This is a genomic window from Actinoallomurus rhizosphaericola (assembly GCF_024055675.1).
Classification (GTDB): Bacteria; Actinomycetota; Actinomycetes; order Streptosporangiales; family Streptosporangiaceae; genus Actinoallomurus; species Actinoallomurus soli.
Window position 1 is genome coordinate 218,130 of sequence record NZ_JAMXMW010000014.1, and the last position, 20,742, is coordinate 238,871.

At 72.5% G+C, this 20,742-nt stretch carries 17 protein-coding genes; 7 read left to right on the forward strand and 10 right to left on the reverse strand.

Annotated elements, in window-relative coordinates; all coding sequences use genetic code 11:
- Positions 1-25: 25 nt before the first annotated feature.
- The 9 genes from aroH to NE234_RS28840 all read right to left on the reverse strand — a co-directional run bounded on the left by aroH (position 26) and on the right by NE234_RS28840 (position 9,614).
- Positions 26-394, reverse strand: a complete 369-nt coding sequence (gene aroH, locus NE234_RS28800; RefSeq protein ID WP_252783811.1) for a chorismate mutase — start codon at positions 392-394, stop codon at positions 26-28.
- 38 nt (positions 395-432) lie between these two features.
- Positions 433-1,170, reverse strand: coding sequence for a pseudouridine synthase (locus NE234_RS28805; RefSeq protein ID WP_252783812.1), 738 nt, complete (start codon positions 1,168-1,170; stop codon positions 433-435).
- Positions 1,167-1,700: an SMC-Scp complex subunit ScpB gene (scpB, locus tag NE234_RS28810; protein ID WP_252817359.1), complete on the reverse strand. Its 534-nt coding sequence runs from the start codon at positions 1,698-1,700 to the stop codon at positions 1,167-1,169. The genes NE234_RS28805 and scpB overlap by 4 nt, the downstream gene beginning before the upstream one ends.
- A 208-nt stretch (positions 1,701-1,908) precedes the next feature.
- Positions 1,909-2,745, reverse strand: coding sequence for a segregation and condensation protein A (locus tag NE234_RS28815; protein ID WP_252783813.1), 837 nt, complete (start codon positions 2,743-2,745; stop codon positions 1,909-1,911).
- Positions 2,746-2,818: 73 nt separating this feature from the next.
- On the reverse strand, positions 2,819-3,709 hold the full coding sequence (locus tag NE234_RS28820; protein WP_252783852.1) for a ParA family protein: 891 nt from the start codon (positions 3,707-3,709) through the stop codon (positions 2,819-2,821).
- 191 nt (positions 3,710-3,900) lie between these two features.
- Entirely contained in the window at positions 3,901-4,812 is a 912-nt protein-coding gene (xerD, locus tag NE234_RS28825) for a site-specific tyrosine recombinase XerD (protein WP_252783814.1), read from the reverse strand.
- A 74-nt stretch (positions 4,813-4,886) separates the two neighbouring features.
- Positions 4,887-5,549 (reverse strand): NUDIX domain-containing protein, encoded by a 663-nt coding sequence (locus NE234_RS28830; protein ID WP_252783815.1) that lies wholly within the window; start codon positions 5,547-5,549, stop codon positions 4,887-4,889.
- Positions 5,546-7,204 (reverse strand): CTP synthase, encoded by a 1,659-nt coding sequence (locus tag NE234_RS28835; protein WP_252783816.1) that lies wholly within the window; start codon positions 7,202-7,204, stop codon positions 5,546-5,548. The genes NE234_RS28830 and NE234_RS28835 overlap by 4 nt, the downstream gene beginning before the upstream one ends.
- 247 nt (positions 7,205-7,451) lie before the next feature.
- Positions 7,452-9,614 carry a coiled-coil domain-containing protein gene (locus NE234_RS28840; RefSeq protein WP_252783817.1) on the reverse strand — a complete coding sequence of 721 codons (2,163 nt, stop codon included), beginning with the start codon at positions 9,612-9,614 and terminating at the stop codon, positions 7,452-7,454.
- Between the two features lie 186 nt (positions 9,615-9,800).
- Here NE234_RS28840 and pip point away from each other — a divergent pair, with 186 nt between their 5' ends.
- The 6 genes from pip (at position 9,801) to NE234_RS28870 (ending at position 17,947) form a co-directional block, all read left to right on the forward strand.
- Positions 9,801-10,757 (forward strand): prolyl aminopeptidase, encoded by a 957-nt coding sequence (pip, locus tag NE234_RS28845; protein WP_252783818.1) that lies wholly within the window; start codon positions 9,801-9,803, stop codon positions 10,755-10,757.
- 55 nt (positions 10,758-10,812) lie between these two features.
- On the forward strand, positions 10,813-11,757 hold the full coding sequence (locus tag NE234_RS28850; RefSeq protein ID WP_252783819.1) for an arginase family protein: 945 nt from the start codon (positions 10,813-10,815) through the stop codon (positions 11,755-11,757).
- 376 nt (positions 11,758-12,133) lie between these two features.
- A complete protein-coding gene (locus tag NE234_RS28855; protein ID WP_252783820.1) occupies positions 12,134-13,297 on the forward strand; it encodes a thiolase C-terminal domain-containing protein in 1,164 nt (387 codons plus the stop codon).
- Between the two features lie 5 nt (positions 13,298-13,302).
- On the forward strand, positions 13,303-13,698 hold the full coding sequence (locus tag NE234_RS28860; protein WP_252783821.1) for a Zn-ribbon domain-containing OB-fold protein: 396 nt from the start codon (positions 13,303-13,305) through the stop codon (positions 13,696-13,698).
- A complete protein-coding gene (locus tag NE234_RS28865) occupies positions 13,679-14,809 on the forward strand; it encodes an NAD(P)H-dependent flavin oxidoreductase (protein ID WP_252783822.1) in 1,131 nt (376 codons plus the stop codon). Before NE234_RS28860 ends, NE234_RS28865 begins: the two co-directional genes overlap by 20 nt.
- Positions 14,810-14,989: 180 nt before the next feature.
- Entirely contained in the window at positions 14,990-17,947 is a 2,958-nt protein-coding gene (locus NE234_RS28870; RefSeq protein WP_252783823.1) for a type 1 periplasmic-binding domain-containing protein, read from the forward strand.
- A gap of 67 nt (positions 17,948-18,014) precedes the next feature.
- Here the strand turns inward: NE234_RS28870 and NE234_RS28875 are convergent, their stop codons facing one another.
- On the reverse strand, positions 18,015-19,067 hold the full coding sequence (locus tag NE234_RS28875) for an SGNH/GDSL hydrolase family protein (RefSeq protein WP_252783824.1): 1,053 nt from the start codon (positions 19,065-19,067) through the stop codon (positions 18,015-18,017).
- Between the two features lie 525 nt (positions 19,068-19,592).
- Here NE234_RS28875 and NE234_RS28880 point away from each other — a divergent pair.
- Positions 19,593-19,796: a cold-shock protein gene (locus tag NE234_RS28880; protein WP_252783825.1), complete on the forward strand. Its 204-nt coding sequence runs from the start codon at positions 19,593-19,595 to the stop codon at positions 19,794-19,796.
- Positions 19,797-20,742: the final 946 nt, after the last annotated feature.

Here is a 20,742-nt window from a genome sequence, read left to right on the forward strand (position 1 = left end):
CTGCCCAGTTTACCGGGAGCGCGCGTTATTGGACGATATCGAGCCGGAGGGCCACGGCCCCGCGCAGATAGACGTGCTGGATCTCCGAGCGCGGCCGGTCCGTCTCGACGTAGGCCATCAGGCGGATCACCCGGGGCAGCGCGTGCGGTACGTCGATCTCGGTCGCGCAGATCAGCGGGACCTCGTTGAAGCCCATCTTGCGCGCGGCCAGCGCCGGGAACTCCGCGGTCAGGTCCGGGGTCGCCGTGAAGATGACGCTGATGACGTCATCGGTCGTGAGGGAGTTGCGGCTCATCACCTCGGCGACCAGCTCGCCCGTCGCCTCCAGGATCTGGTCCCGGTCGTTGTCCTCGATCTGCGTGGCACCGCGTACCGCTCGTACTGCTCGTCCCATGGAACCTTCCTCGATATCCCGCCCGCGAACGGTGCGCTCTACAGCTCGACGGCGGCGTACAGCTCGCCGATCTCCTTGGTGCTCAGCGCCCGGATCGTGCCGGACTTGAGCTTCCCGAGCTTGACCGGGCCGAACTCCGTGCGCGCGAGCTGCTGGACCGGGTAGCCGACCTCCGCCAGCAGACGCCGGACGATGTGCTTGCGGCCCTCGTGCAGCGTCACCTCGACCAGGACGCGCTTGCCGACCTGGTCGAAGATCCGGAACCCGTCCGCCTTGGCGAACCCGTCCGCGAGCTCGACGCCCTTCTTCAGCCGGCGGCCCAGGTCACGCTCGATCGGGCCGTGCACCTCCGCGAGGTAGGTCTTGCTGACGCCGTACCGCGGATGCATCAGCCGGTTGGCCAGCTCCCCGTCGTTGGTCAGCAGGATCAGGCCCTCGGTCTCGGTGTCGAGCCGCCCCACGTGGTAGAGACGCTCGGGAACGTCCCCGACGTACTCGGCCAGGGTCTTGCGCCCGCGCGGGTCCGACATCGTGCTGACGACGCCCCTGGGCTTGTTCAGGGCGTAGTAGCGCAGCTCGGTGCGGGTCGGGATCCGCTTGCCGTCCACGTGGATGACGGCGGTCTCCGGATCGACGCGAGCGCCGAACCACGTCACCTTCTCGCCGTCCACGGTGACCCGGCCGGCGGCGATCAGGTCCTCACAGGCGCGCCGGCTCGCGATGCCCGCGTCGGCGAGCACCTTCTGCAGTCGCACGCCCTCATTGGTCTGGTTCACTGCTGGAGTTCCTCTATGCCTTCCACGTCGTCAGGTAGATACGGGGCGAGATCGGGCAGCTCCTCCAGGCTGTTGAGACCCAGCCGTTCGAGGAAGTAACCGGTCGTACGGTAGAGCACCGCCTGGTGCTCCGGGTCGTGGCCCGCCTCCTCGATGAGGCCCCGCAGGGTCAGCGTGCGGATCACGCCGTCGCTGTTGACCCCGCGAATGGCCGAGACCCGTGCCCGGCTCACCGGCTGGCGGTACGCCACCACGGCGAGCGTCTCCAGGGCGGCCTGGGTCAGGCGGGCCTGCTGGCCGTCCCGGACGAACCGCTCGACGAGCGGCGCGCAGACGTCACGCGTGTAGAAGCGCCACCCACCGGCGATCTCTCTCAGGTCGAACCCGCGCCCCTGGGCGGTGTATTCCGCGGCGAGCTCGCGCAGCGTCGCGGCGACCTCGTGGCGGGGCCGCTCGAGGATCTGCGCGAGCGTGACCTCCGGCACCGGCTCGTCGACCACGAGCAGGATCGCCTCCAGCCCCGCCCGCAGCGACGGCTCCGGGGCGTCCGGACCCTCGTCGTACGGCGCGCCGGGCGTCTCGGGCCCACCCGGCCGCGAGGCCGGCTCGCCGGGCCGTGAGGTCGGCTCGCCGGGCCGTGAGGTCGGCTCCCCCGCCTCGACGGGCGGCTCTCCCGGCCCGGAGGCCGGTGCGAAGGCGTCCGGCCGGGAGGCCGGCTCGGGCTCGTAGGGCGGCGTGTCAGTCATCGTCGTCGGACTCCGTCGGTCGGCCGGTGTAGTCGTCGCCGACCTTGATCTCACCCTCGGCCGCGCCGGTCCAGGTGACGTGCAGCTCGCCGAGGGGCTCGTCCTGCTCGAAGGCGACGGCCTTCTCGCGGTAGAGCTCCAGGAGGGCCAGGAACCGGGCGACGACCTCGAAAGTGCCCGCGCAGTCGGCGGTCAGGACCTGGAAGGTCGCGCGCTCCAGCTTACGCAACCGCTCCACGAGGATGCTCGCCTGCTCCCGCACGCTGGCCTGCGGGGAGTACATGTGCTCGATGGACACGGTCGGCGGGCGCTTGGGCGCCAGTGCGCGGGCGGCCAGGCCCGCGAACGCCTCCGGCCCCAGGCCGAGCAGCACCTCGGGCAGGAGGTTGGCGAACTGCGGTTCCATCGGGACCATCCGCGGGAAGCGGCGCGACTCGGCCGCGATCCGCCCGGCGAACAGCCCCGCGATCTCCTTGTAGGCGCGGTACTGCAGGAGCCGCGCGAACAGCAGGTCGCGGGCTTCGAGCAGCGCCAGGTCCTCCTCGTCCTCGACCTCACCGGACGGGAGAAGCCGCGCGGCCTTGAGGTCGAGGAGAGTGGCGGCGACGAGCAGGAAGTGGCTGGCCTGGTCCAGGTCCCACTCGCTGCCGTGGGACCGGATGTAGGCGATGAACTCGTCGGTGACCTTGTGCAGCGACACCTCGGTGATGTCGAGCTTGTGCTTGGAGATCAGCCCGAGCAGCAGGTCGAACGGGCCCTCGAAGTTGTCCAGGTGGACCCGGAATCCACCGCCCTGATCCTCTGTCTCCTCCGCCGCCGGTTCGCCCACCTCGTCAACGGTAGTCGAGGTCACGGACTCCCCTAGGACGCCGTCGCGGGGGTCACCCGACGGGCTGCGGAGGTCACCCGACGGGCTGCCACCTCTGCAGCACCTCCTTGGCCAGCTCCCGGTAGGCGTTCGCGCCCATGGACGACGGGTCGAACCGGGTGATGGGCTCACCGACGACCGTGGCGTCCGGGAAGCGGACCGTGCGGTTGATGACCGTGTGGAAGACCTGCTCGCCGAACGCCTCCACGATCCGGCCGAGCACCTCGCGGGTGTGCAGGGTGCGCGAGTCGTACATGGTGGCGAGGAACCCGTCGATGGTCAGCCCGGGGTTGAGCCGGGCCTTGACCTTCTCGATCGTCTCCATGAGCAGCGCGACGCCGCGCATGGCGAAGTACTCGCACTCCAGGGGCACGAGGACGCCCTGGCTGGCGGCGAGCGCGTTGACGGTCAGCAGGCCGAGCGACGGCTGACAGTCGATCATGATGTAGTCGTACTCGTCGGCGACCGGCTTGAGCAGCCCGCCGAGGATGTACTCCCGGCCGACCTCGTGGACGAGCTGGACCTCCGCGCCGGACAGGTCGATGTTGCTGGGCAGCAGGTCCATGCCCTCGACGCTCGTCGGCAGGATGACCTCTTCGGTCTCCACGCCCCGCTCCATGAGCAGGTTGTAGATCGTCAGGTCGAGCTGGCGCGGATCGCCCTTGCCGAGACCGACCGACAGCGCCCCCTGCGGGTCGAAGTCGACGAGCAGCACCCGGCGGCCCTGCTCCGCGAGCGAGGCGCCGAGGTTGATCGTGGTGGTCGTCTTGCCGACGCCGCCCTTCTGGTTGCAGACCGAGACGATCCGGGCCGGGCCGTGCTCGTGCAACGGCGGCGGGTCCGGGAAGGACGGAATGGGACGCAGCGTAGGGCCGAGTGGCGCTGCGTCACGCGGATCGGTCGCGATGGCGGTCGAGAGCGCCATTTCGGAACGTGCTCTCTCCTGCTCGCTGGGTTCAGTCACCAGCTCCTCGAACCTCCCCGGCGGCTGTGGTTTGCCGTAGATGGGGACTCTAGGGCCTGTCAATCAGGGCGGGCAAGGCGGCGCACCGCGAACACCACCGTGTCACGGACCTGCGGGACGCCGTGAAACGCCGCCTCCCGCCCTCGGCCCGCTCACGCCAGCGCGCGCGGATGCGCCGATGCGTAGACCTCGCGGAGCCGGTCGACGGTGACCAGGGTGTAGACCTGGGTCGTCGTCACCGACGCGTGGCCCAGCAACTCCTGTACCACCCTAACGTCGGCGCCGCCGTCGAGCAGGTGGGTCGCGAAAGAATGCCGCAGCGTGTGCGGAGAGACGCCCTTCAGCCCGGCGCGCGCGGCCGCCGACCGCAGCGTCGACCAGGCGCTCTGGCGCGACAGGCGCCCGCCACGGGCGTTCAGGAACAGCGCCGGTCCGCCCTGGCCCCGCGTGTTGAGCGCCGGCCGGGCCCGTACGAGGTAGGCCTCGAGGGCCTCCCGCGCGTACCGGCCGACCGGGACGACGCGGTCCTTACCGCCCTTGCCGCGCAGCAGGACCACGGCGTCGTCCAGGTCGACGTCGTCGACGGCCAGGCCGACCGCCTCGGAGATGCGGGCGCCGGTGCCGTACAGCAGTTCCAGCAGCGCGCGGTCGCGCATCCCCCGCGGCGTGTCCGACGGCCCGGCGGCGGCCAGCAGCCGCTCGACCTCCTCGATGCCGATCGCCTTGGGCAGCCGGCGCGGCGGCGCGGGCGGCTTGACGTCCCGGGCCGGGTCGTCCGCCGACATGCCCTCCCGCACCGCGAACCGGTGCAGGCCGCGCACGGCGACGACCGCGCGCGCCGCGGAGCCGGCCGCGAGCGGCGGGTGCGCCTCGTCGCCCTCCCGCAGTCCCGCCAGGAAGGACACGACGTCGTCCTCGCCGACCTGGCCGATCGCCGTACGGCCGCGTGCCGTCAGCGTGTCGACGTAGCGGCGCAGGTCACGCCGGTATGAACTCAACGTGTTGGCGGCCAGGCCGCGCTCGACCGCGAGATGGTCGAGGTAGGCCCGGACCTGCGCCTGCAACGATCGTCCGACCTCTTCACCGGCGGCGGATATCAGCGCGGCACCTCATCCCGACGAGTCGTGGCGGACGCGGGTCACCACTCGGGGGCGTCGGGTGCGCGCAGGTCGCGAAAGCCCGTGGCCCGGGCGGCGTAGACCGACAAGATACCCATGACGGCAAGGGAGTTGTGGACCCGTCCCCGCCGGACCGCGGTGACCGCCTCCTCCAGCGGGACCCACACGGTCGGCATGTCCGCCTCCTCGTGCACCCGCTCGAAGTCGTTCTCGCCCTCGGGGATCTCGCTGAGCCCGCGGGCGAGGAAGATCCGCGTCCGCTCGTTCGTCATGCCCGGTGACGTGCAGGCGTCCAGGAGGGTGTGCCACTCGCGGGCGCGGTAGCCCGCCTCCTCGGCCAGCTCCCGCTCCGCCGTGCGCCAGAGCGGCTCGCCCTCGACGTCGCGCAGCCCGGCCGGCGGCTCCCACAGGCGGTATCCGACGGCGTGGCGGTACTGCCGCAGCAGCAGGACACGGTCCTCGTCGTCGAGGCAGATCACTCCGACGGACCCCGGGTGCACGACGATGTCGCGCTCGACGACCTCGGAGTCGTCACCGTTCGGCATCCGGACCCGGTCGGTGCGTACCTCCAGGATCGCGCCCTTGAACCGCGGCTCGCTGCCCAGGGTCTCCCAGCGGCAGGGCTCGTCGGCGACGCCGTCGTTCCCGCCGGTCGGGTCCGCGCCGCTCACGTCGCCGGTCACCGGTCCCCCGCCTCGCGCAGGGCGGCGGCGATGAGGCCGGCGAACAGCGGGTGCGCGCGGGTCGGCCGGGACCGGAACTCCGGGTGCGCCTGGGTGGCGACGTAGAACGGGTGGCGGTCGCGGGGCAGCTCGGCGTACTCGACGAGGCGCCCGTCCGGGGAGAGACCGGAGAAGACGAGCCCGGCCGCGGTCAGCTCCTCGCGATAGGCGTTGTTGACCTCGTAGCGGTGCCGGTGACGCTCCTCGACCTTGGCCGCGCCGTACAGCTCGCGGACCAGGGAGTCCTCGGCGAGGTCGGCCGGGTACAGGCCGAGGCGCATCGTGCCGCCCATGTCCCGCTCGCCGGCGACGACGTCGACCTGGTCGGCCATCGTGGCGATCACCGGGTCGGCGGCCTTCTCGTCGAACTCGGCGCTGTTGGCGCCCTCGATCCCGGCCAGGGATCGGGCCGCTTCGATGACCATGCACTGCAGGCCCAGGCAGATGCCCAGGGTGGGGATGCGGTTCTCCCGTGCCCAGCGGGCGGCGGCGACCTTGCCCTCGATGCCGCGCACGCCGAAGCCGCCGGGGATCAGAACGCCGTCGACGCCGCGGAGCTCGCGCTCCGCGCCCTGCGGCGTCTCGCAGTCGTCGCTCTTGACCCAGCGGATGTTGACGCGGGTGTCGTTGGCGAACCCGCCGTGCCGCAGCGCCTCGGTCACCGACAGGTACGCGTCGGGCAGGTCGATGTACTTGCCGACCAGCGCGATCGTGACCTCGTGGGCGGGGTGGTGCACGCGGTGCAGCAGGTCGTCCCACTGCTTCCAGTCCACGTCGCGGAACGGCAGGCCGAGCCGGCGCACGACGTAGGCGTCCAGGCCCTCGGTGTGCAGGACCTTCGGGATGTCGTAGATGCTCGGGGCGTCCACCGCCGAGACCACGGCGTCGGCGTCCACGTCGCACATCAGGCTGATCTTGTTCTTCAGCCCCTGGGTGATCGGCCGGTCGGAGCGGCACACGATCGCGTCGGGCTGGATGCCGATGCTGCGCAGCGCGGCGACCGAGTGCTGCGTCGGCTTGGTCTTCAGCTCACCGGACGGGCCGATGTAGGGCAGCAGGGACACGTGCAGGAAGAAGCAGTTGTCCCGGCCGATCTCGTGGCGGATCTGCCGCACGGCCTCCAGGAACGGCAGCGACTCGATGTCGCCGACCGTGCCGCCGACCTCGGTGATGACCACGTCGACGTCGGGACCGGCCATCCCGCGGATCCGGTCCTTGATCTCGTTGGTGATGTGCGGGATGACCTGCACGGTGTCACCGAGGTACTCCCCGCGCCGCTCCTTGGCGATCACGTTGGAGTAGACCTGGCCGGTCGTGACGTTGGCGGAGCCGTGCAGCTCCGTGTCGAGGAACCGTTCGTAGTGGCCGACGTCGAGGTCGGTCTCGGCCCCGTCGTCGGTGACGAAGACCTCCCCGTGCTGGAACGGGTTCATCGTCCCGGGGTCGACGTTGAGGTAGGGGTCGAGCTTCTGCATGGTGACGCGCAGACCCCGAAGGGTCAGCAGCCGCCCGAGGCTGGAGGCCGTCAGGCCTTTGCCGAGGCTCGAGGCGACACCGCCGGTGACGAAGAGATGCTTGGTGGCCCGGAGGGGCCCACCAATGACTGCCGAAGGCAAGAAAGACGCTCCCGTGGTCGTTGTCGCGGCGTTCACCGGCGTGGCGAACAACCGAATGTCCACGGGCCACCAGGATAACAGGCGGCTCTCCTGCCAGCGCCCGCCGATCGGCGTCGAGAAGACACCCGCCCATCAGCGCGGAAGGATCACCCGCCGACCGGCGCGGAGGCTCGCTTTCCGATCGGTGCCCAAGAGGCGCCGGCCGATCGGCGCGGAGGAACGTTCGCCGATCGGCGCCGAAGAGACGTCAGCGGTAGCCGTTCGCGTAGCTTCCCGTCGTGTTCGGGATCCCGCCGCTCTGCAGCTGGCCGGTGAGCTCGTCGATGATCTTCCGTGCCTGGTCGGCGGCGGTACGCGCCTGGTCCCGCTCCGTGGAGAGGGCGGCCAGGGCGTCGCGCTGCTGGGTGACGGCCTCGGCGAGCTGGTCGACCCACTCCTCGCGCTCTTTCAGCTTCTGGGCGAGGGCGTCCCGGTCCGCGGTGGCCTGCCGGGCGGAGGCGAGGGCCTGGTCGCGTTCGGTGGTCACCTGCCGGACGGAGGCGAGGGCCTGGTCCCGGTCGGCGGTCGCCTGCCGGGCCGACGCGAGGGCCTGGTCCCGGTCGGTGCTCGCCTGCCGGGCCGACGCGAGGGCCTGGTCGCGTTCGCGGGCGGCGTCCTCGGCCCGGCGCTGGGCCTGGGCCAGCTCGGACTGGGCCCGTGCCTGTCCCCGCTCGGCCAGGTCCCGGTTGCTCTCGGCCTTGGCCGCCTGGTCCACCGCCCGCAGGCGCTCGACGTCGAGTTCCTGGGCGCGACGGCGGGCGTCCTCGGCCTCCTTCGCCGACGCCGCCGCCGTCTGCTGCAGGGTCAGCGTCGCGGCCTCGAGCTCGGCGACCTTGGCCCGCAGGCCGGCGACCTCGGCCTGGGCGCCGTCAAGGGTCTGCGCCAGGTCGGCCGCGTGCTGGGAGATCCGGTCGCGCTCGCCCTCGACGGCCTTGCGCGCCGTCTGGGCCTCCCCGGCGGAGCGGTGCGCCTCGTCGCGGTCCTCGCGCATCTGGTCGCGTTCGGTGAACGCCTGCCGGGCGGTGGCCTCCGCCTGGTCGGCCGCCGCCCTGGCCTGCTCGGCGACCGCCTGCGCCTGTTCGGCGGCGGCCCGTGCCTGGTCGCGTTCGGTGAACGCCTGCCGCATCGCGGCCTCGGCCTGCTCGGTCGAGACGCGCAGGCGCTCGACCTCCTGCCATGCCGATCCGGCCTCCCGCTGGGCGGCCTCCCGCTCGGCCATGAGCTGGCGTACGGCGGCCTCGGCCTGCTCGGCGCGCTGCTCGGCCTGCCGCGCCTGGGCGAGGGCCTGGTCGGTCTCCTGGCGGGCGCCGACGGCCTCCCCGCGCGCCTGGTCACGCTCGGTCAGGGCCTGGCGCATCGCGGCCTCGGACTGCTCCGCCTGTGCGCGTGCCCGCAGCCCCTCCTGCCAGGCGGTCTGCGCCTCCTGCGTGGCCGAGTCGCGCTCGGACATCGCCTGCCGGGCGGTCGCCTCGGCCTGCTCGACGCGCTGCCCCATCTCCTCGACCTGGGCGCGCATCCGGTCGACCTCCTGCAGGGCGGCGGCGGCGTCCTGCTTGGCGGCCTCCCGCTCGGCCATGAGGCCGCGGGCGGTGGCCTCGGCCTGCTCCTTGGCCTGCCGCTCCACCAGCGTCTCCTGCCGCGCGGCGGCGGTCTCCTGCTGGGCGGCCTCGCGCTCGGCCATCATCTGCCGGACGGCGGCCTCGGCCTGCTCCTTCAGCTGCCGCTCGGCGAGCGTCTCCTGCTGCGCGGACTCGCGTTCGACCATCAACTGCCGCGCCGCGGCCTCGGCCTGCTCCTTGGCCTGCCGCTCGGCCTGCGTCTCCTGCCGCGCCGCCACGGTCTCCTGCCGGGCGGTGGCGGTCTCCTGGCGCGCGGCCGCGGCCTCCTGCTGCGCGGACTCCCGCTCGGCCATCATCTGGCGCACGGCGGCCTCGGCCTGCTCGACGCGCTGCTCCATCTGGTCGTGCGCGGCGCGGATGCGCTCGACCTCCTGCAGCGCGGAGGCGGCGTCCTGCTTGGCGGACTCGCGCTCGGCCAGCATCTGGCGCGCGGTGGCCTGGGCCTGCTCCGCCTGGGTGCGCAGCCGCTCCACCTCCTGCCAGGCGGAGGCGGCCTCCTGCTTGGCCGACTCGTGCTCGGCGCGTACGGCGGCGATCCGGGTCTCGGCCTCCTGTTTGGCCTCGGCGACCTTCTGCTCACCCTGCGCGAGCGCGCCGGCGAGCATGTCGGCCATCTGCCTCAGCCGGTCGACCACCTCGGCCGGTTGGTCGGTCTCGCCAGAGCGCGCCGGCGTGTTGACATTGCCCGGCGCCCACGACGACCCGGCGCCCTCCGCGGCATAGGAACCGCCCGAACCGTTGAGATCGCTCACATAGGGAACTCTACGGGCGTCTCACCTAGCTGTCTGCCATGTCACGCAAGGTGTGGCGCATAACTCGTGATGATTTCGATATCTGCGCGGTCTGGTGCGGCCTCCGTGACCAGCGATTACGCACCGTAAGGGTGTTCGCCGTCACTCTGCGCGGTCGTCGGCGTGTCGGATGCGAGAATCTCCGCCATGAGGACGCTCTACCCGCCGATCGAGCCGTACGACTCCGGCCTGCTCGACGTCGGCGACGACGATCAGATCTACTGGGAGGTCTGCGGCAACCCCGACGGCAAGCCCGCGGTGATGCTGCACGGCGGGCCCGGCGGCGGCTGCACGCCTGACCACCGGCGGCAGTTCGACCCGGAGGCGTACCGCATCGTGCTGTTCGACCAGCGCAACTGCGGGCGCAGCCGGCCGCACGCGAGCGACCCGGCCGTCTCACTGGAGCACAACACCACCTGGAACCTCGTCGCGGACCTGGAGCGGCTGCGCGAGCACCTGGACATCGACCGGTGGCTGGTGTTCGGCGGCTCCTGGGGCAGCGCGCTGGCCCTGGCGTACGCCGAGACGCACCCGGACCGGGTCACCGAGCTGATCCTGCGGGGGATCTTCACGCTGCGGCCCTTCGAGCTGTACTGGTACTACCAGGAGGGCGCCTCCCTGCTCTTCCCCGACCTGTGGGAGCAGTACGTCGCCCCGATTCCCGAGGACGAGCGGGACGACCTGATCGCCGCGTTCGCCGCACGGCTGAACGACCCCGACCCGGACGTACGGATCCCGGCGGCGCGGGCGTGGAGCGTGTGGGAGGGCTCGACGATCACGCTGCGTCCCGACCCGGAGGTCATCGCGGTCCAGGGCGACCCCGACTACGCGGTGGCGTTCTCCCGGATCGAGAACCACTACTTCGTCAACGACGGGTTCCTCGAGGACGGGCAGCTGATCCGGGACGTCGACAAGATCCGGCACATCCCGGCCGTGATCGTGCAGGGCCGCTACGACATCGCGACGCCGGCGGCGACCGCGTGGGACCTGCACCGGGCGTGGCCGGAGGCGGAGTTCCATCTCGTCGACGACGCGGGGCACGCCTACAGCGAGCCGGGCATCCTGCACCACCTCATCGAGGCCACCGACCGCTTCGCCCGTTGACGGCACGGATCGAGCGCCGACAGGATGTGACCACCGTAACGACTTAGGTGGTGTCATGACCCTCGTGCAGCGGTCGATCGCCGTACTGGACGCTCCGTCGAACCTCGGGCTCCGGCCGCCGCGCGAGGGCCACGAGCCCGGGGTCCGCGGCCTCGCCGCCGCGCTGCGCGGCCACGGCCTCGTCGGCCGGCTCGGCGCGGCCGACGCGGGCCGGGTCGAGCCGCCGCCGTACTCCTTCGACGGCGACCCCGTCACCGGCTACCGCAACGGGCCCGCGATCGCGGAGTTCTCCGTACGGCTCGCGGACCGCGTCGGGGACCTCCTCGACACGGGGCGGTTCCCGCTCGTGCTGGGCGGCGACTGCGGCATCGCGCTGGGGCCGGCCCTGGCGCTGCGGCGGCGCGGAGCGTACGGGTTCGTGTACCTCGACGGGCACGACGACTACTCCCCCCTGCTCGATCCGGCGAGCCGGCACGGCCGCTTCACCGCCGGGGGCACGGCGCTCGCGCTCATCACCGGGCACGGGCCGGCCACGCTGACCGACATCGAGGGCCTCGGCCCGTACATCGCCGAGGAGCACGCCGCGCACATCGGCGCGCAGTACGAGCCGGAGGACCTGGAGCTGTTCGACGTCGAGCGCTTCCGCACCTCGCCGATCCACCGGTACCCGATCGAGTACGTCCGCGAGCACGGCGCCGCGGCCGCCGCGGAGGCCGCGCGCCGGGACCTGGCGGCGGCGCCCGTCGAGGGCCACTGGATCCACATCGACGCCGACGTGCTGGACAAGAGCGTGATGCCGGCGGTCGACTCCCCCAACCCGGACGGCCTGTCCCTCCCGGAGTTCACCGAGGCCCTGGCGATCCTGCTCGCCGACCCGCGCGCGGTCGGCATGCACGTGGGCATCTACGACCCGGAACTCGATCCGTCCGGCGAGGCGGGCGGTGCGCTGGCCGACGCCCTCGTCACCGCCCTCTCGGCCGGGTCCGCCGCCGGGCGGTAGACCTCGGCCCTCCACAGCGCCCGCGCCGGTCGGCGCGGCGGAGACGCGGTCCCCCGCCGCGGTGATCACCGGGCCTGCCGAGGAGCCGCCGGGCCGTTCCGGGGCACCGGCTACGGACGGCGAACCGGTGCGCGCGGCATCCGGTGACCTCCGCCGTGTTCCTGGCGGGCGCCGCGAGCGCGCACTACCTGCTCGGCGGGTGAGTCGACGTCGTCGTCGTGGTCCTCCTGCTCTACGGTGCTCGTCCGGATCCGGGACCGCAGCGGCGGGCTGCTGACCGACTCGTGGTGAGCCATCGCCCGGCCTACTGAAACCGAATAAGGTTCGGTACGGTGGGAGGCGAACGCGCGCGAGAGTGAGGCGGCGACGGTGGGCCATGGCTGAGACCGCGATCGCCGGGCTGGGCATGACCGAGCTCGGCAAGGTGTACGGCCGCAGTCCACGCCGCCTGGCGGCGCAGGCCGTACGGGCGGCGGCGGCCGACGCCGGGCTCGCCCTCACCGACCTCGACGGGCTGATCGTCGCCCCCGGCATGTCCGGCTCCCCCGGCGTCGAGCTGGCCCGCACGCTCGGGCTGCGCGACCTCCGGCTCCTCACGACGATGAACACCTTCGGCGCGTCCGCCGGAGCGGCGGTCGCCTACGCCGCGTCCATGATCACGGCCGGCTCGGCGAGCGCGGTCGCCTGCGTGTTCGCCGACGCGCCGCTGCGCCCCGAACGCCCGGCGGGCGCGGCGTACGGCCGTGACGCCCGCGAGTGGCACGGCCTGGACGGGCTCCGCGCGGCCCTCGGGTTCCGCAGCGTCAACGCCCACTACGCGCTGGCCGCCCGGCGGCACATGGCCCGCTACGGCACCACCAGCGAACAGTTCGGCGCGATCGCGGTGAGCACACGGGCCTGGGCGGCCGGCAACCCCCGCGCCCAGATGCGCGACCCGATCGCACTGCACGACCACCAGGAGTCCCGCTGGGTCGTCGAACCGCTGCACCTCCTCGACTGCTGCCTCGTGTCCAACGGCGGCATCGCGGTCATCGTCACCGGTGGTGAGCGCGCCCGCGACCTGGCGCGGCCGCCGGTCTACGTCTGGGGCTGGGGACAGGGCCACCCCGGGCACCGGCTCGAACGCGGCAGTGACTTCGGGCTGACGACCGGCGCCGCGACCTCCGGCCCGGCGGCGATGAAGATGGCCGGCGTCACCCCCGGCGACATCACCCAGTGCCAGCTGTACGACTGCTACACCTACACGGTGCTGGTCTCCCTGGAGGACTACGGCTTCTGCGCCAAGGGCGAGGGCGGCCCGTTCGCCGCGAGCGGCGCGCTCGGCCCCGGCGGGGCGCTGCCGACCAACACCGGCGGCGGGCAGTTGTCGGCGTACTACATGTGGGGCATGACGCCGCTGTCGGAGGCCGTCATCCAAGCGCGCGGCGACGGCGGCGCACGCCAGGCGCCGCGCAACGACCTCATCCTGGTCAGCGGCAACGGCGGCATCCTCGACCACCACTCGACCCTGATCCTCGGCCCGCACCCGAAGGGAGGATGAGGGAAATGGACTCGTACGGCGTCGTGCGGCGGGACGGCCGCTCCGGTCCGTTCTTCGACGGGGCGGCGCGGGACCGGCTGATGATCCGCCGCTGCGCGCCCTGCGACCGGTGGTCCGCCCCGGACGCCGGCGGCTGCCCCGAGTGCGGCGCGGAGGACCTCGCCTGGGCGGAGGCGAGCGGCCGGGCGGTCCTGGTGTCGTGGGCGGTCGCGCACCTGCGCGGCGGCGAGACCTCGCCGCTGGCGCTGGTCGAGCTCGCCGAGGGACCGTGGATGTACGGGCGGCTGCACGCGGTGACCGCGCCGCGTGAAGGGCTGCCGCTGCGTGCGCGCTTCGTCCATCCGGACGAGGGCGAGAGCCATCCCCTTTTCGAGGAGGACCGTGAAGACCGAGGTCTGTGACAGGTTCGGGATCGAGTTCCCGCTGTTCGCCTTCAGCCACTGCCGCGACGTCGTGGCGGCGGTCACCAACGCGGGCGGCTTCGGCGTGCTCGGCGCGGTCGCCTACAGCCCCGACCGCCTCGAGGAGGAGCTGCGCTGGATCGACGAGCACGTCGGCGGGCGCCCGTACGGCGTCGACGTTCTCGTCCCCGGCAAGATAGCCAAGGAGGCGGCGGAGGGCCGCGGCTCGCTGCTGTCCGCGGTGCCGCCGGAGCACTGGGAGTTCCTCAAAGGGCTGTTCGAGAAGTACGGCGTCCCGGCACCGTCGCCGGACGCCCTCGGCGACCCGCGGGTCGACGGCGTCGGACGGCAGGTGACGCAGCAGGGCGCCACCGAGCTGATCGACGTGGCGCTGGCCCATCCGATCCGCCTCATCGCGAGCGCGCTCGGCCCGCCCCCGCCGGTCATGGTCGAGCGGGCCCGCGCCGCCGACGTGCCGGTGGCGGCGCTCGTGGGCACGGTCGAGCACGCCCGCCGCCAGGTCGAGGCCGGGGTCGACCTGATCGTGGCGCAGGGCGGCGAGGCCGGCGGCCACACCGGCGAGATCTCCACGATGGTGCTCGTCCCCGAGGTCGTCGACGCGGTCGCGCCGCTCCCCGTCCTGGCCGCGGGCGGCATCGCGACCGGACGTCAGATGGCCGCCGCGCTGGCGCTGGGCGCGTCGGGCGTCTGGTGCGGCTCGGTCTGGCTGACCACCGAGGAGGCCGAGACCCTGCCCGCGGTCAAGGCCAAGATGCTGGCCGCCACGTCCCGCGACACCGTGCGCTCGCGGTCGCGCACGGGCAAACCGGCCCGGCAGCTCCGCTCCGCCTGGACCGACGAGTGGGACTCCGCCGGCAGTCCCGGCCCGCTGCCGATGCCGCTGCAGATGATCGTCGCCGAGGGGGCGATGGCGCCGATCGGCAAGGCCGCCGAGGCGGGGAACGAGGGCGCGCGGCAGCTCGCCAACTACTTCGTCGGCCAGGTCGTGGGGCTGATGAACACCGTCAAGCCCGCGCGTCAGGTCGTCTACGACATGATCGAAGAGTTCGCCGACGCCCTCGAGCGGCTGAACCGCATCACGGAGGACTGAGCCGCCGCTCCCCGGCGGTCCGAGCCCGGTCCGCCGGGCCCGCCGGTTTCGGCGCTCCCCCCATCCAGGTTGTGGTCGGGACTCATCCCGCAGTGTCGGGAGGGGTCCCGCATCCGCCTCGTACGCTGCATTCACGGCGGTCTGTCGGCGCCGTGTCATCCGATTCCGCGGGGGTGCGGCGTGAGCGAGACGGGACCCGCCAAGGCGCGCGGGGAGGAGGTCCTCAGCACCGCGATCGGCCGTGAGCTCCTGGAGCGGCTGGACGAATGGACCACGGCGCATCCGTGGCGGCTCGGCAGTCAGGCGTTCCCTCTGGTGGTGCTGGAGGCGACCGACGCGAGCGTGGACGCCGGCGCGTACATCGACGCCCTGGCGCAGGCGGCCGCCGCGGCGGACATCCCGCACATCGTCCTGTCCGCCCCGGACGCCCCGGAGGACGCCGCCGACGGTGGGAACCAGGGAGGCGCGGCTCCCGATGGGACGCCGCCGGAGATCGCCCTGCTCGACTCGCTGAGCAAGCCGGGCGCGTGGCCCGGAAACGGTCCCGCGGCCGGCCGCTACCGATTCCCCCGATCGGACCTCGTCCGATCCTGCGAAGAGGCGGTCCGCAGCGCCGCGGAGAAGAACCGAGCGCGGCCCACGTCGACGACGCCCGCCGAGGAGTGGTACGACGCCGCCGTCCTGCTGCCGTGGACCCGGCGGCCGCTGACCGCGCCGGTGTGGTGGTCCACCGTCATCGTGCTGGTCGCCGCCATCTTCGGCGGTATCGCCCAAGGCGTCGCCGACAAGACGCGCATCGGCACCCTGCTGACCATCTGCGGCATCCTGCTGGCGGCGGTGGCGCTCGCCGCCGGCCTGTCGAACCGCAGGATCTGGCTGCCCGTCCTGTCCCGCGTCGGGTTCGGGACGCGGTACCGCTGGCTGGCCGCCTCCTCGTTCTTCGCGGGCCAGGGAAGCCGGGGATTCGACGGCCGGCTGAACTCCCAGCTCAAGCAGATCAACGATGCCCTCGGGACGGGGTCGACCGGGCCGGCCGACCCGAAGAGGGCGGAGGAGGCGGCCAAGTCCTGGCTGCAGACCAAGACGCTGGCGTTCCTGGAGGACCTGCGCGCCCGGCACCGCAAGCTCTCCTTCACCCTGCGGGGGTTCAAGCGGCCCGTTCCGTCCGTGGTCTTCCTCAGGGACATCACCCGCCGGAACGGCGGCGTCGAACTGCTGGTGGCCATGAGCGACGTGCGCAGCCGCCGCAGCGAACTGCACCCCCTCCTCGTCGTGGCCTCCGTCGACCATGCTCACCAGGCCGACATCGGTGATCGGCTCGGCGCCGCCCCCGCCGCCGGGGTCCTGCCTTCCGGCGAGCGCCCCGAGACTCTCAAGAAGCGCTACGAGGACTGGATCAAGTCCCTGGGCGGCGCCCAGGGACCCAGCGCCCAGGTCACCTCGCCGTGGCTGCTGCGGCTGCCGATCCCCGTCCACACCCCTGCCGACGCGACTCCTCGGCCGCTGAAGCCCCGGACCCGGCCGCGGTGGACGTGGCTGTGGTCGAGCCGGTCGCTGCTGGTGCTCCTCGCCGCGCTCGCCGTCGGCGGGTCGTACCTCCACGCCCAGCTGACCTCGACGCACTGCAGCGTCCACGCCCTGTTCTTCGCCAACACCGACACCCAGCTCCGCCGCGACGCTGCGGGCAGCCGCGAGTGCGTCGGCATCGCCACCGGAGGAGTCCGCTTCGAACGCACCCCCCTCAGCACCACGCTGGGCGGTGGGAGCGCCAGGCCCGGCCCCGCCCACACCGCAGACCAGATCACCCTCGCCGACCTGGAGGACCGGATCGCGGCGGAGAACGCCTGGGTGCTGGCCGGTCACCGCCCGTACGTGACGATCCTGTACGTCGGAATGCTGACGGCGGCCGAGGGCCAGGAGAGCAGCGCGGTGAGCGAGACCCGCCAGTTGGCGGGAGCGTACCTCGCGCAGCGCGGCAACAACCGGGCGCAGGCCGGCGGCGGCGACAATCCCCTGAAGATCCGCCTGCTCGCGGTGAACGCGGGCCAGGACATGGCCTTCTCCAAGATCACGGCGGACCGCATCCTCGCGATGGTCCGACGGGACCGGACGGTCGTCGGGGTGGTCGGCATCAGCCGGAACACCGCCGAGTCCCAGAAGGCCATCCGCCGCCTCAACGCCGCCGGTCTGGCGGTGCTCGACCCGGTCAACTCCTCCGACACGCTCCGCGCGCTCCCGCAGTTCTACGGCCTGGCCGCCACCGACAACGACGAGGCGACGGTCGCCCGCAAGGTCCTGGGCGGCAAACGCGCCGGCCGCACGCTGATCGTCTACCGCTCCCCCGGCGCGGAGGGCAGCGACTACGGCGCGGAACTGGCCGAGGACGCCCAGCGGGCGCTGGCCGCCGCCCCGTCCTCCACGATGCTGCGCTACGACGGCACGGACGACATCGGCGCGAAGGTACGGGCGGCGTGCCGCGGCTCGGCGGGAGACCCCTACGCCCTGGTGTACTTCGCCGGGCGCACCGAGGACCTCGGCGGCCTGATCAACGCGCTGCGCGACGGCGGCTGCGCCGACCGCGAACTGACGGTGCTCGGCGGGGACGAGGTGTCCCGGTCCCGGTTCGGCACCGGCCGCACCGACGTGCTGCTGCCCCGCTCGATGACCGTCTACTACACGACGTTCACCTACCTGCCGAACCTGCTGGCCGACGGTGGGGACACCGACAACCCCTTCTTCGTCCTCGCCCGCAACGAGCTGGGGATCGGCCCCGAGGAGCGTTCGGCGCTGCTGGCGGACGGCCAGATGGTCATGGCGTACGACTCCGCGTCCGCGCTGGCACAGGCGGCGGAGCGCGCCTTCGGCACCCTCGACCTCGGCGCGCACGGTGCGGCCCGCGCGCCGGGCAGCGCGTCGGTCACCTCCGGCTCGGTGCTGCTGACGCTGCCGAACCTCAGCTACCAGGGCGCAACCGGGCTGATCGACTTCACTCATGACCAGCACGTCAGCGGCGGCTCAGGCCGCCGTGCCCTCACGCTGGTCAAGGTGACCGGCCGCGACCTCGGAGCCGCACCCACGGCCGTCTGCGGCCAGTTGGCCGGCGGCAGACCCGCCCCCGGTCTGCCGCCCTGCCAGTAGGCGGTGAGCCCGCGGAGCACCACCGGGTCTTCCGGTGAGGCGGCGGCCCGGAGGAAGGAACGGCCGGTCAGCGGCGGTACTGGTACACCGGACGGGACGGCCCGGCCTGGATCTGCCGGTCGATCAGCTGGGCGAAGGCGCGGTAGCCGAGCTCGTTCGGGTGGAAACTCCGTGGTTCGACCGACAGCGCCCCGAAATCGACCTTCAGGGCGTTCAGGTACGGCTGCGCCGTGCCCAGCTCGTGGCCGTCGAACGCGGTGTACCCGTCGGTGAACTCCACCGTGCCCGGGCGGCCCGCCGCCGCCAGCGCCCCGTCCGCGCGGCGGGCCGCGGCGGCGATGACGTCGTCGAGGTCGCGGACGACGCCGTCGAGGTACACCTGGTCGGCGACGCCGATGTTGTCCACCGAGTGGCCGGGCCGCACGGGGAACGGCCGGGGATAGCCCAGCACGATGATCCGCGCCTTCGGCGCCCGCCGCCCGATCTGGTCGAAGACCGACGCCAGCCCGGCGGGCAGCGCGGCCATCCGGGCCCGGATGTCGGCGTCCTGGTCACGGCAGGCCGACGACCAGGGGAAGCGTACGACGCAGCGGGTGACGATCTCCGAGAAGCCGATGTCGTTGCCGCCGATGGTGAGGGTCACCAGGCTGGTGTCGGGTCGCAGGCGATCGACCTGGGCCGGCTCGCCGTGCTGGCCGCCGTAGAGGACATCGCCGATCCGCGCGCCGCTGCAGGCCCACAGAGTGCCGCCGAGCGCGAACCGGAAGCCCTGCGTCACCGACGAGAAGTACGAGCCCTTGGACCGGTGGCAGTCTTCGGAGCCGCCGCCGGCGTAGCCGCGGTCGGCGGCGAGGTCCCAGGTGCCCTCGCCGGAGGAGTAGGAGTCGCCGAGGGCGATGTAGCCGCCGCGCAGGGCGGCCTGCAGGGCGGTCAGCCGGGTCGGCGGCGGGACGAACCGGATGCGCGGGATCTCACAGCCGGAGCCGAAGAGCCGGCACTGCCCGGTCATCGCCAGCGGAACGGCCAGCGCGGCGATCAGAACCGCGACGACCGCCGGGACCAGGATGAGCAGGCCACGGCGTGTGCGGATGCGTCTCCCCAGAGCCGCGAACGCGACCATGCACCACCTCCGCCCCGAGATCATGATCTCATTTCACCACGCCCGAGGCGAGCCTCGGGCCCGGCCGCATCGGGCCTCCGCCGTCGGCGAAAGGGGCGTCCGCCACGGGCGAAAACGGACGTCCGCCACCCCGGCGGCGGTGGGTCTTCACCCTTGTGAGCACGGGTCTCCGCCCCGGCGGCGACGGTCTTCGCCCTGGAGGCGCGGGTCTTCACCCACGGCGGCGTCCGGGCTTCATCCCTTGCGGGCTCGGCTCTCCGTCGCCGCGGGGGCGGGCCTCCCGGGAGACACCGCGGTGATCGGCACGCTTGCCGGGGTTCCGAGGAGGGGATAGCATCCCTGGTGTTGCAGTCGTAGTTTCCTCGTACGTGTTAAGTTTGATCTTGAACGCCCGCGGAAGTATTGACGGCGGGCGTTTTCGCTTCTCCGGGAAAGTTTTCGCGGACGTAAGCAAAAGTCCGTAACGCAGCCCCGAGCGTCGACCGGCGCCTCGGTGAGGCTCCCAAGAAGGAGAGAAGAAAGAAAGTGGCAGAAGGTACCGTCAAGTGGTTCAACGCCGACAAGGGCTTCGGATTCATCGCTCCTGACGGCGGCGGCCCCGACGTGTTCGTGCACTACTCGGCGATCACGACCTCGGGCTTCCGTAGCCTCGAGGAGAACCAGCGCGTGAGCTTCCAGACGACCCAGGGCCCGAAGGGTCCGCAGGCGGAGGACGTGACCCCGCTCTAAGGCTTGGATGTGCCTGACCGGGCCCGCACCGTTCGTCGGTGCGGGCCTGCGTCGTTCCGCCTTCGTACCCCTTCCGGCCCCGCGCCGTCCCCGGCGCAGCCCGCGCAGCCCCCGCAGCCCGCACAGTCAACCGCAACCTGACGCAACACGCCGCATCCTGACGCGCTCGCCGCAGCCTGTAGCGTCCATGCAGTTTCGACACATCTCGGCGCAGCCTGGGGCAGGCCGCCGTACCCCCAGATCAACCGCGAGCTGACGCATGTCGACGCCTGACACGTCGCCTCAGCGCGGTCTGACGCCTCTCGACGGTTGGCGCGTCATCTCAGCGCAGTCTGACGCATCTCGGCGCAGCCTGGCGCACGCCGCCGTAGCCGCCCGCTCGCCGCAGACTGACGCGTCTCAGCGCAGTCTGACGCAGTTCGGCCGCAGCCTGGCGCAGGCGCAGGTCGGCACAGTTCGACGCAGTTTTTGCTCTGCTCACCCCGGGTATGCACCTGGACCGGTCCAGTGCATACCCGGGGTGAGCAGAGCGGCACAGCCTGGCGCAGCAAGGGCGGCGCGCAAGAGCCTGTACGAGGCGGGGTCTCCCTGCTTTCAGCTCTTCACCCGGAGCGGCGCCTTCCTCGGGGGCAGGCGTCCTGGGTTTTGAGGCCGACGATCAACGGCGAGGCGCACAAGGCACTTCGGCGAAGCCGTGTTCCTGAGCACGCGAAATGGGCGAGGCGGGTGGACCACGGGAAGTGACGGTTACTTCCGAGACGTTCGTACGCCGGCCGCCGACGGCCGGATCGGCGAGCGACGGCTTGCGTGTCGGCGCCGACCTCGACGGTGCTGATGCCACAGGTGGCCGCCGCCACTGCCACGGTGCCGCCGATACGACCACGTCGCCGTCGGCAATGCCGGCGGGACGTCCGGATGGTGAGGTTCGCCCGTCAACGGCGGCGGC

Excerpts from the sequence above, each read along its gene's own strand:
- NE234_RS28860 (WP_252783821.1), top strand. The coding sequence starts at position 13,303 with ATGGACTCGTACGGCGTCGTGCGGCGGGACGGCCGCTCCGGTCCGTTC.
- NE234_RS28820 (WP_252783852.1), bottom strand. The coding sequence starts at position 3,709 with ATGGCGCTCTCGACCGCCATCGCGACCGATCCGCGTGACGCAGCGCCA.
- aroH (WP_252783811.1), bottom strand. The coding sequence starts at position 394 with ATGGGACGAGCAGTACGAGCGGTACGCGGTGCCACGCAGATCGAGGAC.
- NE234_RS28875 (WP_252783824.1), bottom strand. The coding sequence starts at position 19,067 with ATGGTCGCGTTCGCGGCTCTGGGGAGACGCATCCGCACACGCCGTGGC.
- pip (WP_252783818.1), top strand. The coding sequence starts at position 9,801 with ATGAGGACGCTCTACCCGCCGATCGAGCCGTACGACTCCGGCCTGCTC.
- NE234_RS28850 (WP_252783819.1), top strand. The coding sequence starts at position 10,813 with ATGACCCTCGTGCAGCGGTCGATCGCCGTACTGGACGCTCCGTCGAAC.
- NE234_RS28855 (WP_252783820.1), top strand. The coding sequence starts at position 12,134 with ATGGCTGAGACCGCGATCGCCGGGCTGGGCATGACCGAGCTCGGCAAG.